We start from the raw sequence: 17,629 nt of genomic DNA, 5'->3' as shown, positions 1-17,629 counted from the left end.
ATACGTTGGCGCTAGCGCGCTGCTGTAAGGTTGCTGTCATTGTTTTATGATTGCTTGTTTGTATGAATACGGTAAGTAAAGTTGCTTACCTGTATCTACATTAAATTTAATATTTAGATTTGTAAAGCAAAATTAATTAAGTATAAGTTATGACAGTTATTTGCATTTCTTATCAATGGTAAACGCATTAAGTGCTGAGTCGTGAGTTGTGAGTGAATAGAGTAATGAATCTTTCACTCAGCACTCAAGACTCAGTACAACTTCATCAACCAGGGGGCCATCCCAAGGCCCGCCCTCCTAAAATATGTAAATGTAAGTGGTAAACAGTTTGGCCTCCATCATCGCCAGTGTTGATGACAACCCGATAACCATTTTCTAGTCCAGCTTGTTCAGCAACACGCTTGACAGTTAATAAAAGATGCCCCAAAAGAGCATGATCCTGAGATTCGGCATCAGCTAATTTGGCAATAGGCTTTTTGGGAATCACAAGGATGTGAACTGGTGCTTGGGGGTTAACATCTTTAAACGCTAAGGCTAAATCATCTTCATAAACAATGTCTGCGGGAATTTCCCGACGAATGATTTTGCTGAAAATCGTCTCTGTGGTTTCACTCATGCCAATCTACTTACTCATCTGCTAGAGATTCTAAAGGGTTACTGTCATAGAATAAATGCTTGCTAGAGTCTGGAGTGCATCTATTGTGGGCATCGATGCCGTCAAAGTAGGCGTGGAAGTCGATGTATCAGGGGGATTGCCGGGAATTGTTGTTTTGGGCCTACCAGATTCAGCTATTCAGGAATCAAAAGAACGAGTCAAAGCGACACTAAAAAATGCTGGTTTTGCCTTTCCGATGCGAAAAATTGTGATCAACCTGACTCCGGCTGATTTACGCAAGGAAGGCCCCAGTTTCGATTTGCCAATCAGTATAGGAATTTTGGCAGCTTCTGAGCAAGTTAACGCCGATTTGTTAGGTGATTATCTATTTTTAGGCGAAGTCTCCCTTGATGGCAGTTTGCGTCCTGTTGCTGGTGTCCTACCCATCGCTGCTACTGCCCAAAAAATGGGAATTACAGGTTTAATTGTCCCAGCTGATAATGCTCAAGAAGCCGCAGTGGTGCAAGGTTTAGCTGTTTATGGTTGCAAAAATCTATCTGAAGTGGTTGATTTTTTAAATAATCCAGGACTTTACAAACCTGTGCAGCTAAATGAGACAGAGGAGTTGCCACACTCATTCTATTCCGGCGCAGATTTGAAGGATGTGAAAGGACAAGCTCATGGTCGCCGTGCTTTAGAAATTGCGGCGGCTGGCGGACATAATTTAGTGTTTGTCGGGCCGCCTGGTAGTGGTAAAACGATGTTAGCACGACGTTTACCAGGGATTTTGCCACCATTAGAGTTTTTTGAATCATTGGAAGTTACGCGTATTCACTCAGTAGCAGGGTTATTAAAAAATCGCGGTTCATTGGTACGCGATCGCCCTTTCCGCAGTCCTCACCACTCAGCTTCTGGCCCTTCTCTCGTTGGTGGCGGTAGCTTCCCCCGTCCTGGTGAAATTTCTTTAGCACACAGGGGGATTTTGTTTCTTGACGAATTAACAGAATTTAAACGAGATGTCTTAGAATTTCTGCGTCAACCTTTGGAAGATGGCTATGTAACGATTTCCCGCACTAAACAATCTGTAATGTTTCCGGCACAGTTTACTTTGGTAGCGAGTACCAATCCCTGCCCTTGCGGTTTTTATGGCGATACTATCCAACAGTGTACTTGTTCGCCACGGCAACGAGAGCAATATTGGGCGAAGCTTTCTGGGCCGTTAATGGATCGGATTGATTTACAAGTTGCGGTAAATCGCTTGAAACCAGAGGAAATTACCCAGCAACCCACGGGAGAAGCATCAATATCAGTAGCAAAACGAGTACAGCAAGCACGCGATCGCGCCACTAATCGCTTCCAAAAAGAACCAAATCTGCGTTGCAATGCCCAAATGCAGAGTTCTCATCTCCAGAAATGGTGCAAACTAGATGATGCTAGCCGCAATTTATTAGAAGCAGCAATTAGAAAATTAGGTTTATCAGCAAGAGCAAGCGATCGCATTCTCAAAGTTGCACGAACAATTGCAGATTTGGCCGGAGAGGATGAGCTAAAAGCCAATCATGTAGCAGAGGCGATTCAGTATCGCACGATAGATAGAATGCAGTAAGGGCACAAATAATGTTGTGAAGCGATTGCGCCAAGCGCAGCGCCAGAGGCGATCGCAATACTAATTGTGTCTTCAAATGCTAATTACTGAGCGATATTACCGTACAGGAAGCTATCGGCTCAACCTGCTACTTCTAGCTAAATAATGAATTCTTCCTCAAGAAACTCTGTAAAGCGTCCTTGGGAAGATGCCGCCAGCTATGAAATCATTATCCAATATATCAGAGGTAAGCAATATCCTGAAGATAAGGAGACTGATTGAATGAGTTTGCAAGCGATTTGGAGGTTATTTAAAGAGACTTTTCAGGAATGGAGTGATGATAAAGCCTCACGGTTAGCAGCGGCATTAGCTTATTACACAATTTTTTCTATAGCACCGTTACTGATTATTGTAATTGCGATCGTCGGAGCAGTCTTTGGAGAAGAAGCCGCAAGGGGTGAAATTGTCCGACAAATTCAAGGTTTAGTTGGCAAACCAGGCGCACAAGTGATTGAAACAGCCATCAGAAATGCCAATCAACCACAAGCAGGAACTATCGCCTCAATTATTAGTATTTTAGTTTTGCTATTGGGTGCAACTGGTTTATTTACCGAGTTGCAAGATGCTCTCAACACAATTTGGGAGGTGAAGCCAAAACCAGGACAAGGCGTGAATAATATGGTGCGCCAACGCTTTTTGTCGTTTGCAATGGTGTTAGGAATTGGCTTTTTACTTCTAGTTTCTCTAGTAATTAGTGCGGCATTAACAGCATTAGTGACTTACTTTAGTAACCTTGTACCAGGTATTGATTTCATTTGGCAAATTGTTAATTTCATACTTAGTTTTACTATCACTACAGTTTTGTTTGGACTCATTTTCAAAGTCCTGCCAGATGCCAAAATCACTTGGGGAGATGTTTTAATTGGGGCTTCTATTACTTCAATTTTGTTCTCAATTGGTAGGTATTTATTAGGGCAATATTTAGGTAACGGTAGTTTTGGGTCTACCTATGGTGCGGCTGGTTCACTAGTAGTTATTTTAGCTTGGATTTATTATGCTGCTCAGATACTGTTTTTTGGTGCTGAGTTTACCCAAGTTTATGCTAGAAGATACGGAAGCGGTATTGTCCCAACTAAAAATGCTATGCCTCTGAATAACAACGATTCTACTAATCAAGGCAGGCAAAGAAATGGCAACACTGAAAGGGGACAATCTTCTAATCCGAAGAAGTCACCCTCTAACGTAATTAATCGCATCATGCGGAGCTTTACCAAACCCAAGGGGTTGAAACAAAGAAGAAGAAATTAATTTTATTGCACGATACAAGAAATCTATGTCAAAAAAATAAAAATTTTAAACTATTTCCTACTAATACTAAGTTGCGTTCTGTTGTAGTAATCTTTCGTTAAGGGAGGTTGCTTCGCTCCACTTTGTTTCGCTTGCAATAACAGTTGCTACTTTTGATTGCAACTTGGTATAAATATGTTTGAAATTTTTAAGAGGAATAGAGCAAAAACTTCGTAGGGTGGGCAATGCCACCCTACATGATTACTACATTAGTTAGGTGTCTACATACGAATTTCGTTAGAAGTCGTTCAACTGGTCGCGGCAAGAAGTCCCCCACCATATGTATTCGTTGGTGGGGGAGGAATGCTGCTCCGGGATTGGGTACTGGTGACTGGGAAAATGCCCCAAAATTTGGGAGGGTTAAAGCAGAATTCCATAATTTTTCGTTTGATAACCCAATCCCCAATCCCTAATCCCCAATCCCTAATCCCTTTTACTTCTGAAATGTTTCTACCTATTCTGGCTTTTTGTGCCAGTGTCCATCGTCTCCTTTTTCGTAATCGCGTTTTACTGCACTCCAAGCAACACGAAAGGCAGTTTCTTCTTCATTATATTCTTCTAAAGCATTGTTAAATGCAGCCCGAAAAATCTCTTGGGCGTGCTTGGGTAAGTGTTCTTTGACTGAATCTGGTAAGTCTTCAATCTGTTTGTAAGGCATATATTTCACTTCCTTACTTAGCTTCAATTACAAACTAATTGATTGTGCTTCAAAGCTGGAGTGACTATCCCAATAATCAGCCCTGTTAATTTTCACCTTGAGCAAAGCAATATCGGGTTCATCAAGTCCTTGGCTAAACCAAGCTTGAAGTTCCGGCTTCCACAACTCTTGCATCTTGTTGCGGTCTTTTACTAGTTCTGCGATACCCGATATAGAGATATATCGCTGCTGATTGGGTGATGTAAAACTGACATTAACTTGCTGACGATGCTCAATCTCAAACACCTTATGAGAACTAGCGTTGGTAAAAAACCAGAGCGTACCATCAGATTGGATTTCAGTACTCTGTGCCATAGGGCGACTGTGCAAGCTGCCATGCTCATCGATTGTGGTTAGCATTCCAGATTCAATGTCTTTAATCAGTCCACGCAGCTTATAAATATCTTGATTTTTGTCGGTAGAAGTTGTCATTTACCGTACTCTTGTATTGATATCTTCTTCAGCAATGAAAATTTTGATGACAAGCAGCTTATATGGCTAGTCAAGTTCTTTATAAGTATCAACCCATTTGAGTTTTAATTGCGTGAGCCTAAAGGTAGAATTCTGTTTAAATTAGCTTTTAATTTTATACCCATAGATATATTTGGTTAGAGATTACCCTTGGTGAGCAAGAATTGTGCCTATATCGGTTGACGAGTATTTAAGCTATAAAATGACATAACCAGCCAGCAGTGTTGAGTTGAGGAAGTGAAAACGTAGAAAATTAAAAATTGCAGATTTAAGCTAATATTGAATGATGTTCTGGCTTTTTTACATAATTTAGAATCAGTGGTTTGAAAAATTTAAAATTCTTCTAAACCTAGTGTGAGAAAGCGTTCAATTATAGGATCAATTTCTGCCATGAATTCGTTACTAAAATAAGGTTCAACAGGCTCATTCTGATGTTCAATATGGCGCTCAATATTTTGTTCAATCGGTTGATCAATTGGTTGTATTACCTGTGGTTCCTGGGTAACAGAAATTGCAGAAGAAGATGATGATATTGATTGCTTTGCCCGTTGGAGTCGAGATTTTGATTTGAGTTGCGTAATTTGTGCGCTAGGAATTGCAGAAGAAGAGCGTGATATTGATTGCTTTGCCCGTTGGAGCCGAGATTTTGGCTTGAGTTGCGTAATTTGTGCGCTAGGAATTGCAGAAGAAGAGGATGATATTGGTTGCTTTGACGGTTGGAATTGAGATTTTGGCTTGAGTTGCGTAATTTGTGCAGTTGCACCAAGCCCCAGCATTGCACCAGCAACTGTATACATAGTGTTCTTATTAAAGTATTGAGCGCCCAGATATCCAAGTGCTATTGCAGATACTGTCGCGGTGATGCTTCCCAAGATAACTTGCTGTTGTTTCAATTTTTTATCCTTAACTTCGCTAGTAGTTTACACCTAGTTTATTTTCTGGCTTCTAGTAGGTTTAATCACAGTTGTGCTGAACCATTACCTTAATTGCAAATAATCCTGACAGTCAAGCAGTTCCACCTATACGGATTTGTTAAGGAATGTTATTTCTCAAGCCAAGCAAGTGTGTTGCAGATGCGCTTATAAAGAAGAGAGCAACAGAGCTTTTGAGATTCATTAACAGAAAGCCGACTTAGGGCATTGGGCAAACGAGTGGGATGAGCTTAATTTATTGCGATCGCATGATTGCGCTGCTACTGTCCATCACTATCAATTACTTTTAACGGGGAGGTTCTTCATATGTGCTGGTGTGGTGTACGTAGCTCATGACAGCGACCTATTAGACCTGCCTTAAAAATAGGGCAGAAGGCAGGCCTATTATTGTTTTTAAGATTTAAAGTATAAAGAATGACTTAAAACTTGGGTATTATTCACGGTTTCACTCTTGGTAATAAAAATCGGATACAATTTTAAACCTCAAGCAGGAAGGAAATTGAGGGTTTTATTGTCTAAAATTATGGAGAAAATCATCGTTTTTTGGTAAAAATTTTGTGCAGTAAGAATTATAGTTTTTTATCTAGAAACAACAATTAAAAAACAATCAGTACTTGAAAATAAGTATTTGTACAAAATGAAATTCAGTGATGAAGAGAGGGAACGAAGGATAAAGATACAAAGTGTATTATTAATTATATTTAAGTACTTAGGTGTTTGGAAAAGCTATATCGCTGTACATAGTTTGATACCTACATTTTCAGCCTTTAGGTAGGGGAAACAAATCATTCTGCTATTAGTAACGTTACAATCTTAGCCAGGGCGATGAAGACAATAACCTCTCTTTTTAACGAAGAACGCAACCAACTCCAGATAGATATCGACAATACAATCAACGTTGAGCAGGTAGTTAAGCTCGTTCAGAACCGACTTGATAATCTCGAAAGAATTTACATTAGTGAGCTAAACATTACACAAGTACGTCTAGCTTCCTTTTTCTTGGATTTACTGCGGCAATCTCTTAGCACTCTCACAGCGGTTCACCAGACTCAAGTTACTTTACAAAAGCCACAGCCAATTATTAACCCAACTATAAAATCTTCCCCCAACAGGTTAATTCTGAAACTGCTAAAGGCACTGATATATATAGGTATTTTAAGTTGGTTGTTTTATTTAAGTGAAACTAGCCCAGGTGCGTGGATGGCTATTTTACTAGCGTCTGTGCTGATAGGGTTGGAAGTTGTACTTCAGCTCGACAAGAATAATCAAGAAAACAATTCCCCAACTCTTGGGCTATCAGAATTACCTCAGCCTATCTTAAAAGTTAATAGCAAAATTATTTTAGACAACGTTGCCGATGCGCTCAACACGATAGACTCAGCAGTCGCTAGATTTGAAGAAGGAAATAAACATAAGGATGACCGTGGCGTAGAAGAACTACCAGAACTATTAAATTTTCTGCAAAGGCTGATAGGTGCATCGTTTCTGAATAAACCCCAAATGGTCATCGAACTAACGAAACTGCTACCACAAATTTTAATGGAGCAAGGAATTAGGACTCAAATTTACCGAGGAAAAGACCGTGATAGCGATCGCGGCTATTTTGACTTTGAACCAAGTATCGATCCTAACACCGAAGATTACATAACTATAACTCCTGCCTTGTTAAAAGGCGATCGCTTGCTCAGACGCGGCCGGGTAATTGAGCCAGTGTATTCCGAAGCTAGAGAATAATACACAATAAGAATATGGATATTTTAGAAACAATCGGTTTTGATTTAGGGCATGGCGAAACAGCTGTAGCTAAAGCAATAGTGGAGAGTATCGAACCTCCCCAAATGCTGGAAATTAATAATAGAAAGAACCAAATCACGGCTCTAGGTTGGCATCCCAAACTTGGTTATCTGGTTGGTGAGCAAGCATTAATCCAAGCTGGTGTTACCCAGTTGACAATCTCTTTTAAGCAAAAACCGAACAACGATCCAAAATATCAAGAAATAATTAGCACTTTTGTTGCAACTTACTATCGGCTTCTGAAAGAAAGTAGACAAATTGAAGGTGGGGAAAGTAGCTATTTTTATGTCGGTTGCCCTTCAGGATGGTCAGTTAATGAACGTGAGGAATATCAAAAGCTACTTCAAGCATCTGGGATTGCTCAACTCAGTGTTGTACCTGAATCACGGGCTGCTTTCATGCAAGCCAAGGAAGCTGGTAAGCTGGAGTATGAAAAACTGCTTTCGTCGGTTTTAATTGTTGATATTGGCTCTTCAACCACAGATTTTACATTAGTTAAAAGCTTACAAGAAATCCCGATAGATTTTGGTAGTAACGCTTTAGGTGCATCCTTAATTGACAAGGCGATTTTTGAGCGTACTCTTAGCAACCACGAACAAAAAGCATTACTCGAAAAAGTATTTTTAGATTATCCGCATCACCAAGCTCGTTGTGAACTTGCTTGTCGCAAAACGAAAGAAGATTATTTTTCTAATGAACAGCTATATAGCGATTCACAATCTTTTGCACGTGGCTTTGAGTCAATTAACGAACAGATTTATTTTATCCCCCAAGTCAACAAATTGATTATGGAGGAAATTTTAAACCAACCTGTAGCCGAATTGGGGCAAAAGAGTTGGATGCGATCGTTTCGTGAAGCTTTAAGCGAGGCTAAAAAAAAGCTATATCAGCAAAGTATTGTACCGAAACTGGTGCTGATGACTGGCGGTGCATCCCGAATGGCATTTACGCGTCTTATTTGTCAGGAAATGTTTCCTGAGCCAGAAACACAGATCCGCCCCGATCCTGAGCCTGAAAGGTGCATTGCACTGGGATTAGCGCGAGTAGGACGATGGGATTTGCGTGCTACGGCCTTCAAACAAGAAATCAATCAATTGTTTTATTCAAACAAACTCAAAGAATTGATTGAGAAACATATCCCGGAGTTGGTCGAATTGCTGACTAAGCCACTGGCAGATAATTTAATTGAAAATGCAGTTAGACCAGGGGTAAAAGATTGGCAAAAAAATCGAATACGAACTTTAGCCGATTTGGAAATTTCTATGAAGGATCGGGCGGAGCAGTGGTTGAAAAGCAATATTGCTCAACAGATAATTAACAATCAATGTATTAATTGGTTTAACAATAAAATCCAACCCGACTTAGCCGCACAAAGCGACCCAATATGTCGAAAGTATCAAATACCTAGAAGTAGTTTAAGGTTTGAAGATAGCATCGATCCAGCTTTTGTTAATCCCGAACTGCGTATTGGAGACGCTATACTTGCCGATACTGTAGCGTTTATCGTCAATATAGTAATTGGCGGAGGTACTGTCGCTAGCATCATCACTTTGATATTAACTGGACACTTAACTTGGCCGATTGCATTGGTCTATGGGGCTTCAGTTATGGCAGCAGGAATGGAGCTAAATCGCAAGAGTTTCCAAGAGACAATCAAAACAAATATGGATCTTCCCAGTTGGATTCGTTCTAGTTTTTTAAATGACGGAAAAATTGACGATATGTGTGAACAAATAAAGCCTGAGTTAGAAAAGGTGCTTCGAGAACAACTAACAGCAAATCAAGAGGCTTTTGACAAATTGATCGGCAAGGTTGAGCAAGGGCTGCAAAAAGCTCTTTCTACCAAAGTTCAAGAAGCAATAATTCTGATCCAATAACGGTTGAGAGGCTACTTATAAATTAACTTGTGACAAGACAACTCAAAGAATTGATAATTTCTTACGTTAGGGGTTATGCTTAGTGGTTGTATTGTATTTTATATTACGTTAAGCATAAATTGTCTTGACATAACAATTTTATCAAGATAAAATTTCTTTTCTAATTTTATGCTATACTTAAATAAGGGTTTTAGTGTTAAAAAAGCCAATCATAGCAGTATGTTTAGCTAAACCAACTTATTAATGAGGTTGAATATAAATTGAAAATCAAAGCGTTGGATATCAAGGCTGGTGATCAAATCATTGCCTACTGCAAAAACAAAAGGCAAACCTGTAAGGTGCAACAAATTTTAGATCCGGGTCAGAGCAATATCACGCTTTCAGTATTTACAACTGAATATTACCGTGGCTGCTCAGTCTCATGCGTAGTTCGGTTTCAAGGGGATGCTTTAGTTGAATTAGTAAGCTAAAAACTCTCCCAATTCAAACCATGACTGATATCAAAAATCTGAAGATAGAGTTTCCTTGGAGTAAGAAAAAGTCACTCCCGCCAAAGCTTATTATCAAACTGGGTAAGTTTGTTTGGACAACTCTTTGGCAGATGATGATGTCGAAACTTGCCCCCCGCAATCAGTTGGGAGAGTATATTCGTCCCAGCAGTCAGTTTAGAAACTTTGTTGGCACGCAAAAAGACAATTTGTACCAGCCAGCTGCGGGGCGCTATAAGCTTTATGTTGGACTTAGTTGTCCTTGGGCACATCGCACCTTGATTGTACGATCGCTCAAAGGACTCGAAGAAGCTATATCAGTATCGATTGTTTCTCCTTCTCCTATTGCCGGTGGTTGGGTACTTAACCAACAAGAGCAAGGTTGCAGCACTCTTGCCCAATTGTATGAGCTTGCTCAACCTGGCTACAGTGGGCGTTCTACAGTTCCAGTGTTATGGGACACGCAAACCAAGACTATCGTTAATAACGAGAGTGCAGAGATTATTGTAATGCTGAACTCAGAATTTAACGAGTTTGCGGAAAACCCCACACTAAATCTATATCCAGAGGAACTAAAAGAAAAAATTGACTGGTGGAATGAGAAGATTTACGCAAGTGTAAACAACGGCGTGTATCGTTGCGGCTTTGCCCAAACTCAAGAAGCTTACAATAAAGCTTGTGATGAATTGTTCGCCACTCTGGATGAGATTGACGCAGCACTTGAGACAAATCGATATCTGTGTGGGAATAATATCACGCTTGCTGATGTTCGCCTGTTTACAACATTATTCCGCTTTGATATTGCATACTACGGACTGTTCAAGTGTAACCGTCGCCGAATCCAAGACTATCAAAACCTGGGGGCGTATCTCAGTGATATGTATCAGACCAGAGGTGTTGCTGATACCTGCGATTTGGAGAGTGTAAAGCAGGACTACTATGGCAACTTATTCCCACTCAATCCGGGGGGTATTATTCCCTGTGGCCCCGATATCAACTATTTGCTAAAACCGCACGTTCGCGGCAAAATAACTAACAACCTAGATCTAAAAGCATGAGATGCAAGAAGCGATCGCAGTAAGCTAAACTAACCATATTTTCATATAGTGCGATTGGGAAACAGGGCGCGCTACGCGATCGCCCCGTATAATTACACTATAAAACCACAGTATTAAGTAGCGCTGGGAGCTTGGTCAGGAGAATTAAAGGGAGTACGCCCACTTAACGACAACATCACTCGTGAAATGCCGGTGAATAGAATACTAACACCAAGTAGCGTTCCAATCAGCCAAGGTGCATTGAAGGGCCACTGGAACCAAATCATTGCGCCCAAAATTAGAGTAATAATGCCGTCACCCAACACCCATGTCCAGTTCTGTTGCGGACGTACCCGGAATGCGAGAATTAACTCAAATACGCCTTCAGTTAATAAAAAGCTGCCAAGCAACAAAGTCAGCGTCAGAACACCCTTTAACGGGTTAGTAAACAGCATTACACCTGTGGCAATGTAGAGTATGCCTAACAAAATTTGCCAAACAAAGCCTTTGGAATCACGGTTTTGGAACCCATAGATCAGTTTGGCAAAACCAGCAGAAGCCAGGATCACTGCAACCCAAGTCTCAGCAAAAATTGTTGAGAGAGCAGGCATTGCGATCGCAATAATCCCTAAAACAATCAAGAGAGCGCCCATTAATAGCGACCTATTACCACTCTTGTTAATATCACCAGAAACATTCGCTGTCATACAAATTCCTTCTGCCTAATTGAACTATACGATTAGGTTAAGTAATTTGTTAATGACAAAGTATCACCCTAAGGTAGACTCATGAGTATTATCTTCAGCTTGTCTATGAACAAGCTGACAGCCTTAATATCACCGTTACTGAATACGCCTAATGGTTAGCTCAAGGTTATACTCTCAAGTTAAAATAACATCTTATAAGCTGCTTGGTGAAGACCCTATAGTTGTCTAGAAGCTAACAAAAATCATTAGGCTTACTAAGGCTTACTAAAGTCAAGCGGCCAAAGATATATCAATAGTAATAAAACTGATAATCGTTTAAAAAAGTTATAAAAATTACTCTAATATGAGTTACTTATTGGTAGGGATGGTATCAACTCGCCCGTTAAGTTCTCGAAGTTGTTGGTTTAACTCCCTCTGCCGTTTAAGTAAAATTTCCAAGTCTTCTTTTGTTGCCAAATTCGCTCTGTTAGCCGGAATAATTTCATTTAGCTGATTGAGACACCCATTCAACCCCGCAGCAAACTCATAGCGTGTTACTGGGCGATTTCCTTGATATGTGCCATTAGGATAGCCAGATAAGCAACCTTGTTGAGGAGTTAAGTTGCGATCGCTTGGTGTTTGTGACAGCGTTGTTGATGGATAAGCAACAATTGTTGCCAGTGCTAACGTAGTTGCCAAGGTGGTTGGATTGAGCAAGCTAATAATTGATGACATCTTAAACATTGGTCGTAGCTACAAGCTCTCTACTCTTCCACCTTATCAAAATTAAACACGAAAAGTAGCTACAAAACTTTACACCTTATCTATTTTCTTTCTTTTAGTAAAATCACCTAAAAAGCAGTACGTGATTTCAAAAAATTATAAATAGCAATAGCGATCGCCATAAGTAGCAATACATGAATGAGATTACCTAAAATGTGTAATGCAACCCTAACGCCCAAAAGACAAAAAGTACAACTGCAACTGTCCAAAGTAAACTAACTATACTTTTTTACTACCTAAATAACTTAAGTAAAAATTTAATTATTTTATTAAAATTTTGATAACTACCTTGTGGATGAATTAGCACTAATGCCAAAATAAGTAAAGGGTAGCAATTATACTCTTCCTTGTGGTTAATAGAGTTAATTCTGTTGGTAGATTGAATATCAAGCTTGAATTTACTAAACTATATATAGAATCAAAGAAAAGTTTCTTGTTAATAACCATGAACATTCTTGCTTGGATTGTTTTAGGTCTAATTGCTGGTGCTATTGCTAAGGCTATCTACCCCGGTCATCAAGGCGGCGGAATTTTAGGAACAATCTTGCTAGGAATCATCGGTGCTTTTATTGGCGGTAGTCTGGGTGTATACTTCAGTACGGGAACCTTTGCATTAGCCGCGCCTACCCTCAGCATCACTGGTATCTTAGTCGCAGTTCTAGGTGCAATTATCGCCGTATTATTGTGGAACTTACTAACCCGTCGCAGCGCTGTGTAAGAAGTTAAATTGCGACAATTATTAGTAAACTTCAGGGAAATAACCGTAACTATTCTTTCTCCCTGTTTTAAATTTAAGAAATAGCGCTTGTCTTTTAAAAGGTAAGCGCTATTATTATGCATTTTGCTTTCATAGCTATTTAGAATTGCTATTACCACCGATAAGTGTTTGGAACACATTCCCTACTAAAGATAAAAATGCTGCACTTAACACCACAAGCATTAAACTAGCAAGGGCAGCAAATGGCGAGACAATAAACAAGAATAAGAAGAAAAACGTCAAAATCGCTATCAATGTCCTATTCATTCATTCACCTTTAATAGTTGCTAATATTAAGCTAACCAGCTAGTTTATGAATTAGACTACATCCGCTAGAAGGAATTAGATTTAGTTCTCTAGTAGCAATTTGAATCACAGCTAACTTTAAAAATTTACTTGCGCCACTACCACTCATAGAATTCTCAGCCAATAAAAAAGCCCAGCTGCTAACCAAGCAACCAGGCTAGAATTTACCTAACACTATCTAAACAATGACAATTCAATTAGCACCACACCAACAGCTTAGAAAAAGGTAGTTATCAAATCAATACAACCTGTTAAGCGGTAGGTTGTTCTAAATTGATTTTGACAACTTTATTTTTCTCTTTTTGCGTTTTGGGCAATGTCAAATTCAAGATACCGTCTTTGTAGTCTGCCGTAACGTTAGTATTTTGAATTTGAGCAGATAACGGAATTACACGCTGGAATTTTCCATAGTGAAATTCGCTTTTGATAACGCCGTTTTCTTCGCTTTTAGTTTCAGATTTACGTTCAGCGCTAACGTAAACGGCATTCTCTGTAACTTGAACATCTACATCTTTAGCTTCTACTCCTGGGAGTTCTAGCCTCAGATGAAGCGCATCTTCAGTTTCTTGCAACTCAGCCGCAGGAACTTTAACTAAATCATTATTCAATAATGCGGATGGTGCCTTTGTATCTTCAAACAGACGATTGATTTGACGTTGTAGAGTATTAAATTCTTGCCAGGGGTTGTAACGAACTAGCATATTTAATTTATCCCTTGTACCAGTAGACTTGATTTACCCAACCAATTCAGGATTTAATCCTTGCTTTGATTACTATAATATTGAGAATTACAAAGCCTGGAAATTCGGTTTTTTCACTCAATCAGTTGTGATTACCGACAACAAAATTGGCTGATTAAAAGGTGATAAAAACCGTAAAAATATTTGTTCGGTAAACCCTATAACGCTGAATGGATGAACTTTTTATGTAGGTAAATTATATAGGAGGAAAGTATATTGTGCCCTCTACAATCACGTAGTATTCTAAGGATTTGAAAAACGCTTTAAAAATTCGGATGAGCTAAAGTTCCCTAGTTTTCCTTAACCAATAAAACCGATTTTACTGGTCGTTTAATAGAGTTTCCTTGCAAATTAACTTTTCCGTAAAATGTCTGATCTTTGTAATAAAGCGAAGACGAACTCCCCCCATCCAGATTTACTGCTTTTTCAACACCGAGGGTTTTCATCACATCTGCCAGTTCTGCCAAAGTCATCCCAGAGTTAACGGGATCTGAGGATTTTTGCGCCACCATTACTAAAACAATACTGCGATCGCCTTTGGCGCTGCACTCCGTGCAATCGCGGGTAATACCAATAGCACTTCTGGCGTTAGGTTGATTGCCGCCGATCGCATCGCGGCGGTGGGTATGATCTACAAAGCCTTCTTGTACTGAGCCTAGTTCTGGTAATAAGCGCGGGCCACCACCTATAGCATCAGCTAACTCGCAGCCTGCTGGTGATGGCTCACTGTGCAGAGATATATCATAGCGGACAGTTTCTCCACAGATATAACGACGAAATTCTGTGCGATTTAAGATTTTGCTGAGATAAGGCTTTAATTTCGGATTATTCACCAACCGTTCGTTTTCTTTAGGGTCAGCTACCAACTGACCAGAGATAACTACATAAGATGTAGATTTTTGGTTAACTGGGTCAAAAAAGCCTGCGTTTAAGATCGCCTGTGCGCGATGTTTCTGAGCAAATTCCTCTATAGTGGTTACTTTTGGTGATACAGCAGGAGTTACCAAAAATTTGCTATTGCTTGGCACTCGCAGGATGTGAACTATGCTATGCGGCAAAATACGTTGTTCATAGTGGATGTTTTTTGGTGGTGAAGGCGCAATCGTTGGCGTTGTTGGTATAGACCCTGGCGAGGAACTAAATTTAAATACCAGAGGCATTCCTAAACTAAATATTGTCAAACCGAGTAGCCAGCCTTTTCTCACCTGTTTTCCTCAACATCCTCTGGGGTTAGCTCATAACCTGCAATTAGACTATTCCAAGTTTGTGATAATATCACCTGCGTTAGGTAACTCAGCTTTACAGAAATCTTTGCCTTTCGCAAGCTAGAGTTGCTTCACCTAATTGAATTACTACTATGTAGCATTTTTTGTCAAATCCGCTTGACTCTATGTAACAAATCCGTTACATTACTTTACATGACGAAATAATATAAAAAACTAAATACTATTATTTCTAATCATCATTTGGTTTCCTCCTCTACCTCGGTTAGTTTCGCCGGGGTTTTTTGTTGCTGTTGGTTGCGTAGTGGCAAAGCCGTAAATTTTCCAATTTCCAACAATACCCACTCTTTACAACTTGTGATTACCTACATTTTTACAACAGTCAAATTGTCGTGCTTACCTACATTCCCAATACAGTTCGGATTTCGCTATCAGCCTGGGAATTCATTCCCAGGCGGTTGTTGGGACTGATGCAAGATGTTATTTTTGCATAAGTCCTGAAGGCTGTTGCGCCACTCTCGCTTGGTCTAAATAGCCATACACAAGCCGGGAAACCTGGCTGATAAAATACCTAGCTTTTAAATCATTGAAAGGTCTTCTTACCAAAATTCCTGCTAAATAACGTTTACCGGATGGCATCTCAATAATACCGGCGTCTCCTAAAATAATTCCCAAGGTTCCGGTTTTGTGAGCAATTACTGCACCTTTACCAAGACCAGAAGGTAATAATCTTTTGTTCTCAACACGACGCATGATATTTAAAACTTGGCTACGACTGGAATTACTCAGCACTTGATTATTCACAACTAACGCTGAAAGTCTTACTAAGTCTTTAGCGCTGGTTGTGTTAGTACCCTTGAAGTCACCTAAAAGATTCCGAATAACAGTGTTTTGCAATCCCCAACTGCGGAAACGCTGATTTAACTTAGCTTTACCACCTAAACGGTCAATTATCATATTTGTAGCAGTATTGTCGCTGATGGTAATCATCTTAGTGGCGGTTGCTAAAAGACTAGACCGAGTTCCAGTACGTTGATATTGCATTGTTCCAGAACCTCCAGTTATTAAGTCGCGCCGCATTGCCAAAGTTTCATTGAGCTTGACTCTACCTGCATCAATTTCTTGAAACAGAGCCACCAAAACCGGAAATTTAATCGTGCTAGCGGCTGGAAATACTTTCTCCCCGTTGAAGTCTATATAATTGCCTGTGTCCAAATCTAAGAAAAACATTCCCGGTTGCAGAAAACTGTAGCGAGCTAGCAACGATTTCACTTTTGAACTGAGTTGCGTAATTTCTTTTCCTAAAGGAACAACTCCAGCAAAGGGAGAAACCTCACCGATTTGAATAGGAATCTTTTCTTCGCTAGGAGGCAAACTATTGTTGTTGATGCGCTCAAACGATGCAAAGTTTACTATCCAGTGAGAGGAAGAGTCACCTTTAATTAGCAATTTTTCGGGAGAAACAGTATACCCTGGTGCTATTTCAATCACTAGTCTAGTGGTCTTGGCATCAAGTTTGCCCAAACGGATTTCTCTGACTGCTGACCCAAAGCGTTGACGAACTGTATTACCGTCAAGTTTGGTTCCAGGAAGGTCAATAACAAGTCGTGTCGGGTTATTAATTAAAAATGCTTTTGGTTGAACTCCAGAGTCTGTAGTGAGGTTGAGTTGGTTTTTTGCCGAGTCAAAGTACCAAGATTGTAACCGAGAAGCTTTTGCTGGGGAACAGAGCAGCATAATGCTGACGACGCTAAGTAGAAAAAAGCGTAATCTCATCCGTGTTATTTATAAGCTACAGCAGGATTTACTTGCACAAATTTTCCTAGTTCTCCCGGACGATCCGAAGAAAAACTGCATGAGAATTTGTGGTAATTCCTTAGACAAGACAATTAACTCACAAAATAGTTCCGCTGGAGAATAAAAATTTTTGAGTGAAATCAGCTTATTAGGACTAATTGCTGAAAACGCAAGATTTTCAGGCAACTATCGAACTTTATACCTGGCCTGGCGATCGCTCTTTCTCTCTGCCTCCTGCTCCCCTGCGGTCTTAATGATAAGTCTTTCACCGAACACAATATTACCTCTCTAGCCCAATCCATTCTCGCCCTGCCTTTTCCGCCGCTTCGGGAGTATAGTAGAGTCTACGCTCACCGAATACTGTACCGCCAGGGCTAACCACCCGGAACTGCCAGCTATTTTCTTCTGTGTAGAACACCAGCAGGATAAAGTTCTGGATGTCAGTAACAAGATGAACTATTGTTTGATTCATAGTGCCACCTCTGCCTGTTGCTTCAACGTCAGCACTTGTTTA

General features: G+C 40.0%; 18 protein-coding genes and 1 pseudogene. 7 read left to right on the top strand and 12 right to left on the bottom strand.

Translation table 11 applies throughout. The annotated features are described in order from the left end of the window. Window positions 1–265: 265 nt before the first annotated feature. Window positions 266–616 (bottom strand): histidine triad nucleotide-binding protein, encoded by a 351-nt coding sequence (locus tag AC5JL8_RS28635; RefSeq protein ID WP_495883071.1) that lies wholly within the window; start codon window positions 614–616, stop codon window positions 266–268. 55 nt (window positions 617–671) lie between these two features. Between AC5JL8_RS28635 and AC5JL8_RS28630 the strand changes: the two genes are divergently transcribed. Beyond that, window positions 672–2,201 carry a YifB family Mg chelatase-like AAA ATPase gene (locus AC5JL8_RS28630; protein WP_495883070.1) on the top strand — a complete coding sequence of 510 codons (1,530 nt, stop codon included), beginning with the start codon at window positions 672–674 and terminating at the stop codon, window positions 2,199–2,201. A gap of 261 nt (window positions 2,202–2,462) precedes the next feature. Next, a complete protein-coding gene (locus tag AC5JL8_RS28625; protein WP_495883069.1) occupies window positions 2,463–3,488 on the top strand; it encodes a YihY/virulence factor BrkB family protein in 1,026 nt (341 codons plus the stop codon). 493 nt (window positions 3,489–3,981) lie between these two features. Here AC5JL8_RS28625 and AC5JL8_RS28620 read toward each other — a convergent pair whose 3' ends face one another. The 3 genes from AC5JL8_RS28620 to AC5JL8_RS28610 form a co-directional block, all read right to left on the bottom strand. Beyond that, window positions 3,982–4,185: a ChaB family protein gene (locus AC5JL8_RS28620; RefSeq protein ID WP_495883068.1), complete on the bottom strand. Its 204-nt coding sequence runs from the start codon at window positions 4,183–4,185 to the stop codon at window positions 3,982–3,984. 27 nt (window positions 4,186–4,212) lie between these two features. Next, on the bottom strand, window positions 4,213–4,656 hold the full coding sequence (locus AC5JL8_RS28615; RefSeq protein WP_495883067.1) for a pyridoxamine 5'-phosphate oxidase family protein: 444 nt from the start codon (window positions 4,654–4,656) through the stop codon (window positions 4,213–4,215). Window positions 4,657–5,027: 371 nt separating this feature from the next. After that, window positions 5,028–5,588, bottom strand: a complete 561-nt coding sequence (locus AC5JL8_RS28610) for a hypothetical protein (protein ID WP_495883066.1) — start codon at window positions 5,586–5,588, stop codon at window positions 5,028–5,030. Between the two features lie 864 nt (window positions 5,589–6,452). Between AC5JL8_RS28610 and AC5JL8_RS28605 the strand changes: the two genes are divergently transcribed. From AC5JL8_RS28605 to AC5JL8_RS28595, 3 genes are all read left to right on the top strand, one after another. Beyond that, entirely contained in the window at window positions 6,453–7,361 is a 909-nt protein-coding gene (locus AC5JL8_RS28605) for a hypothetical protein (RefSeq protein ID WP_495883065.1), read from the top strand. A 14-nt stretch (window positions 7,362–7,375) separates the two neighbouring features. Beyond that, window positions 7,376–9,298, top strand: coding sequence for an Hsp70 family protein (locus tag AC5JL8_RS28600; protein ID WP_495883064.1), 1,923 nt, complete (start codon window positions 7,376–7,378; stop codon window positions 9,296–9,298). A 490-nt stretch (window positions 9,299–9,788) separates the two neighbouring features. Then, window positions 9,789–10,844: a glutathione S-transferase family protein gene (locus tag AC5JL8_RS28595; RefSeq protein WP_495883063.1), complete on the top strand. Its 1,056-nt coding sequence runs from the start codon at window positions 9,789–9,791 to the stop codon at window positions 10,842–10,844. 113 nt (window positions 10,845–10,957) lie between these two features. Here AC5JL8_RS28595 and AC5JL8_RS28590 read toward each other — a convergent pair whose 3' ends face one another. The 3 genes and pseudogenes from AC5JL8_RS28590 to AC5JL8_RS28580 all read right to left on the bottom strand — a co-directional run bounded on the left by AC5JL8_RS28590 (window position 10,958) and on the right by AC5JL8_RS28580 (window position 12,515). Then, window positions 10,958–11,530 carry an HdeD family acid-resistance protein gene (locus AC5JL8_RS28590; RefSeq protein WP_495883062.1) on the bottom strand — a complete coding sequence of 191 codons (573 nt, stop codon included), beginning with the start codon at window positions 11,528–11,530 and terminating at the stop codon, window positions 10,958–10,960. Between the two features lie 348 nt (window positions 11,531–11,878). Further along, on the bottom strand, window positions 11,879–12,244 hold the full coding sequence (locus AC5JL8_RS28585) for an S-layer homology domain-containing protein (RefSeq protein ID WP_495883061.1): 366 nt from the start codon (window positions 12,242–12,244) through the stop codon (window positions 11,879–11,881). A 116-nt stretch (window positions 12,245–12,360) separates the two neighbouring features. Further along, window positions 12,361–12,515, bottom strand: a pseudogene (locus tag AC5JL8_RS28580) (DUF5670 family protein). Between the two features lie 222 nt (window positions 12,516–12,737). On the opposite strand from AC5JL8_RS28580, the gene AC5JL8_RS28575 reads away from it, so the two are divergent. Further along, window positions 12,738–13,010, top strand: coding sequence for a GlsB/YeaQ/YmgE family stress response membrane protein (locus AC5JL8_RS28575; protein WP_495883060.1), 273 nt, complete (start codon window positions 12,738–12,740; stop codon window positions 13,008–13,010). A gap of 135 nt (window positions 13,011–13,145) precedes the next feature. On the opposite strand, the gene AC5JL8_RS28570 is transcribed toward AC5JL8_RS28575, so the two are convergent. The 4 genes from AC5JL8_RS28570 to AC5JL8_RS28555 form a co-directional block, all read right to left on the bottom strand. Continuing rightward, on the bottom strand, window positions 13,146–13,316 hold the full coding sequence (locus AC5JL8_RS28570) for a hypothetical protein (protein WP_495883059.1): 171 nt from the start codon (window positions 13,314–13,316) through the stop codon (window positions 13,146–13,148). Between the two features lie 290 nt (window positions 13,317–13,606). Beyond that, window positions 13,607–14,056, bottom strand: coding sequence for an Hsp20/alpha crystallin family protein (locus AC5JL8_RS28565; RefSeq protein ID WP_495883058.1), 450 nt, complete (start codon window positions 14,054–14,056; stop codon window positions 13,607–13,609). 329 nt (window positions 14,057–14,385) lie between these two features. Beyond that, a complete protein-coding gene (locus AC5JL8_RS28560; protein ID WP_495883057.1) occupies window positions 14,386–15,300 on the bottom strand; it encodes a phosphodiester glycosidase family protein in 915 nt (304 codons plus the stop codon). Window positions 15,301–15,798: 498 nt separating this feature from the next. Beyond that, window positions 15,799–17,094, bottom strand: a complete 1,296-nt coding sequence (locus tag AC5JL8_RS28555; RefSeq protein ID WP_495883056.1) for a serine hydrolase — start codon at window positions 17,092–17,094, stop codon at window positions 15,799–15,801. Here AC5JL8_RS28555 and AC5JL8_RS28550 point away from each other — a divergent pair. Continuing rightward, a complete protein-coding gene (locus AC5JL8_RS28550; protein WP_495883072.1) occupies window positions 17,057–17,239 on the top strand; it encodes a hypothetical protein in 183 nt (60 codons plus the stop codon). The two genes, AC5JL8_RS28555 and AC5JL8_RS28550, sit on opposite strands and share 38 nt — an antisense overlap. 156 nt (window positions 17,240–17,395) lie before the next feature. Here the strand turns inward: AC5JL8_RS28550 and AC5JL8_RS28545 are convergent, their stop codons facing one another. Then, window positions 17,396–17,587, bottom strand: coding sequence for a hypothetical protein (locus tag AC5JL8_RS28545; protein ID WP_495883055.1), 192 nt, complete (start codon window positions 17,585–17,587; stop codon window positions 17,396–17,398). Window positions 17,588–17,629: the final 42 nt, after the last annotated feature.

The sequence above is a fragment of the Mojavia sp. genome (genome assembly GCF_059505145.1).
Note: the sequence above shows the minus strand (reverse complement) of the source record. Positions and strands in the feature narration are given on the sequence as shown.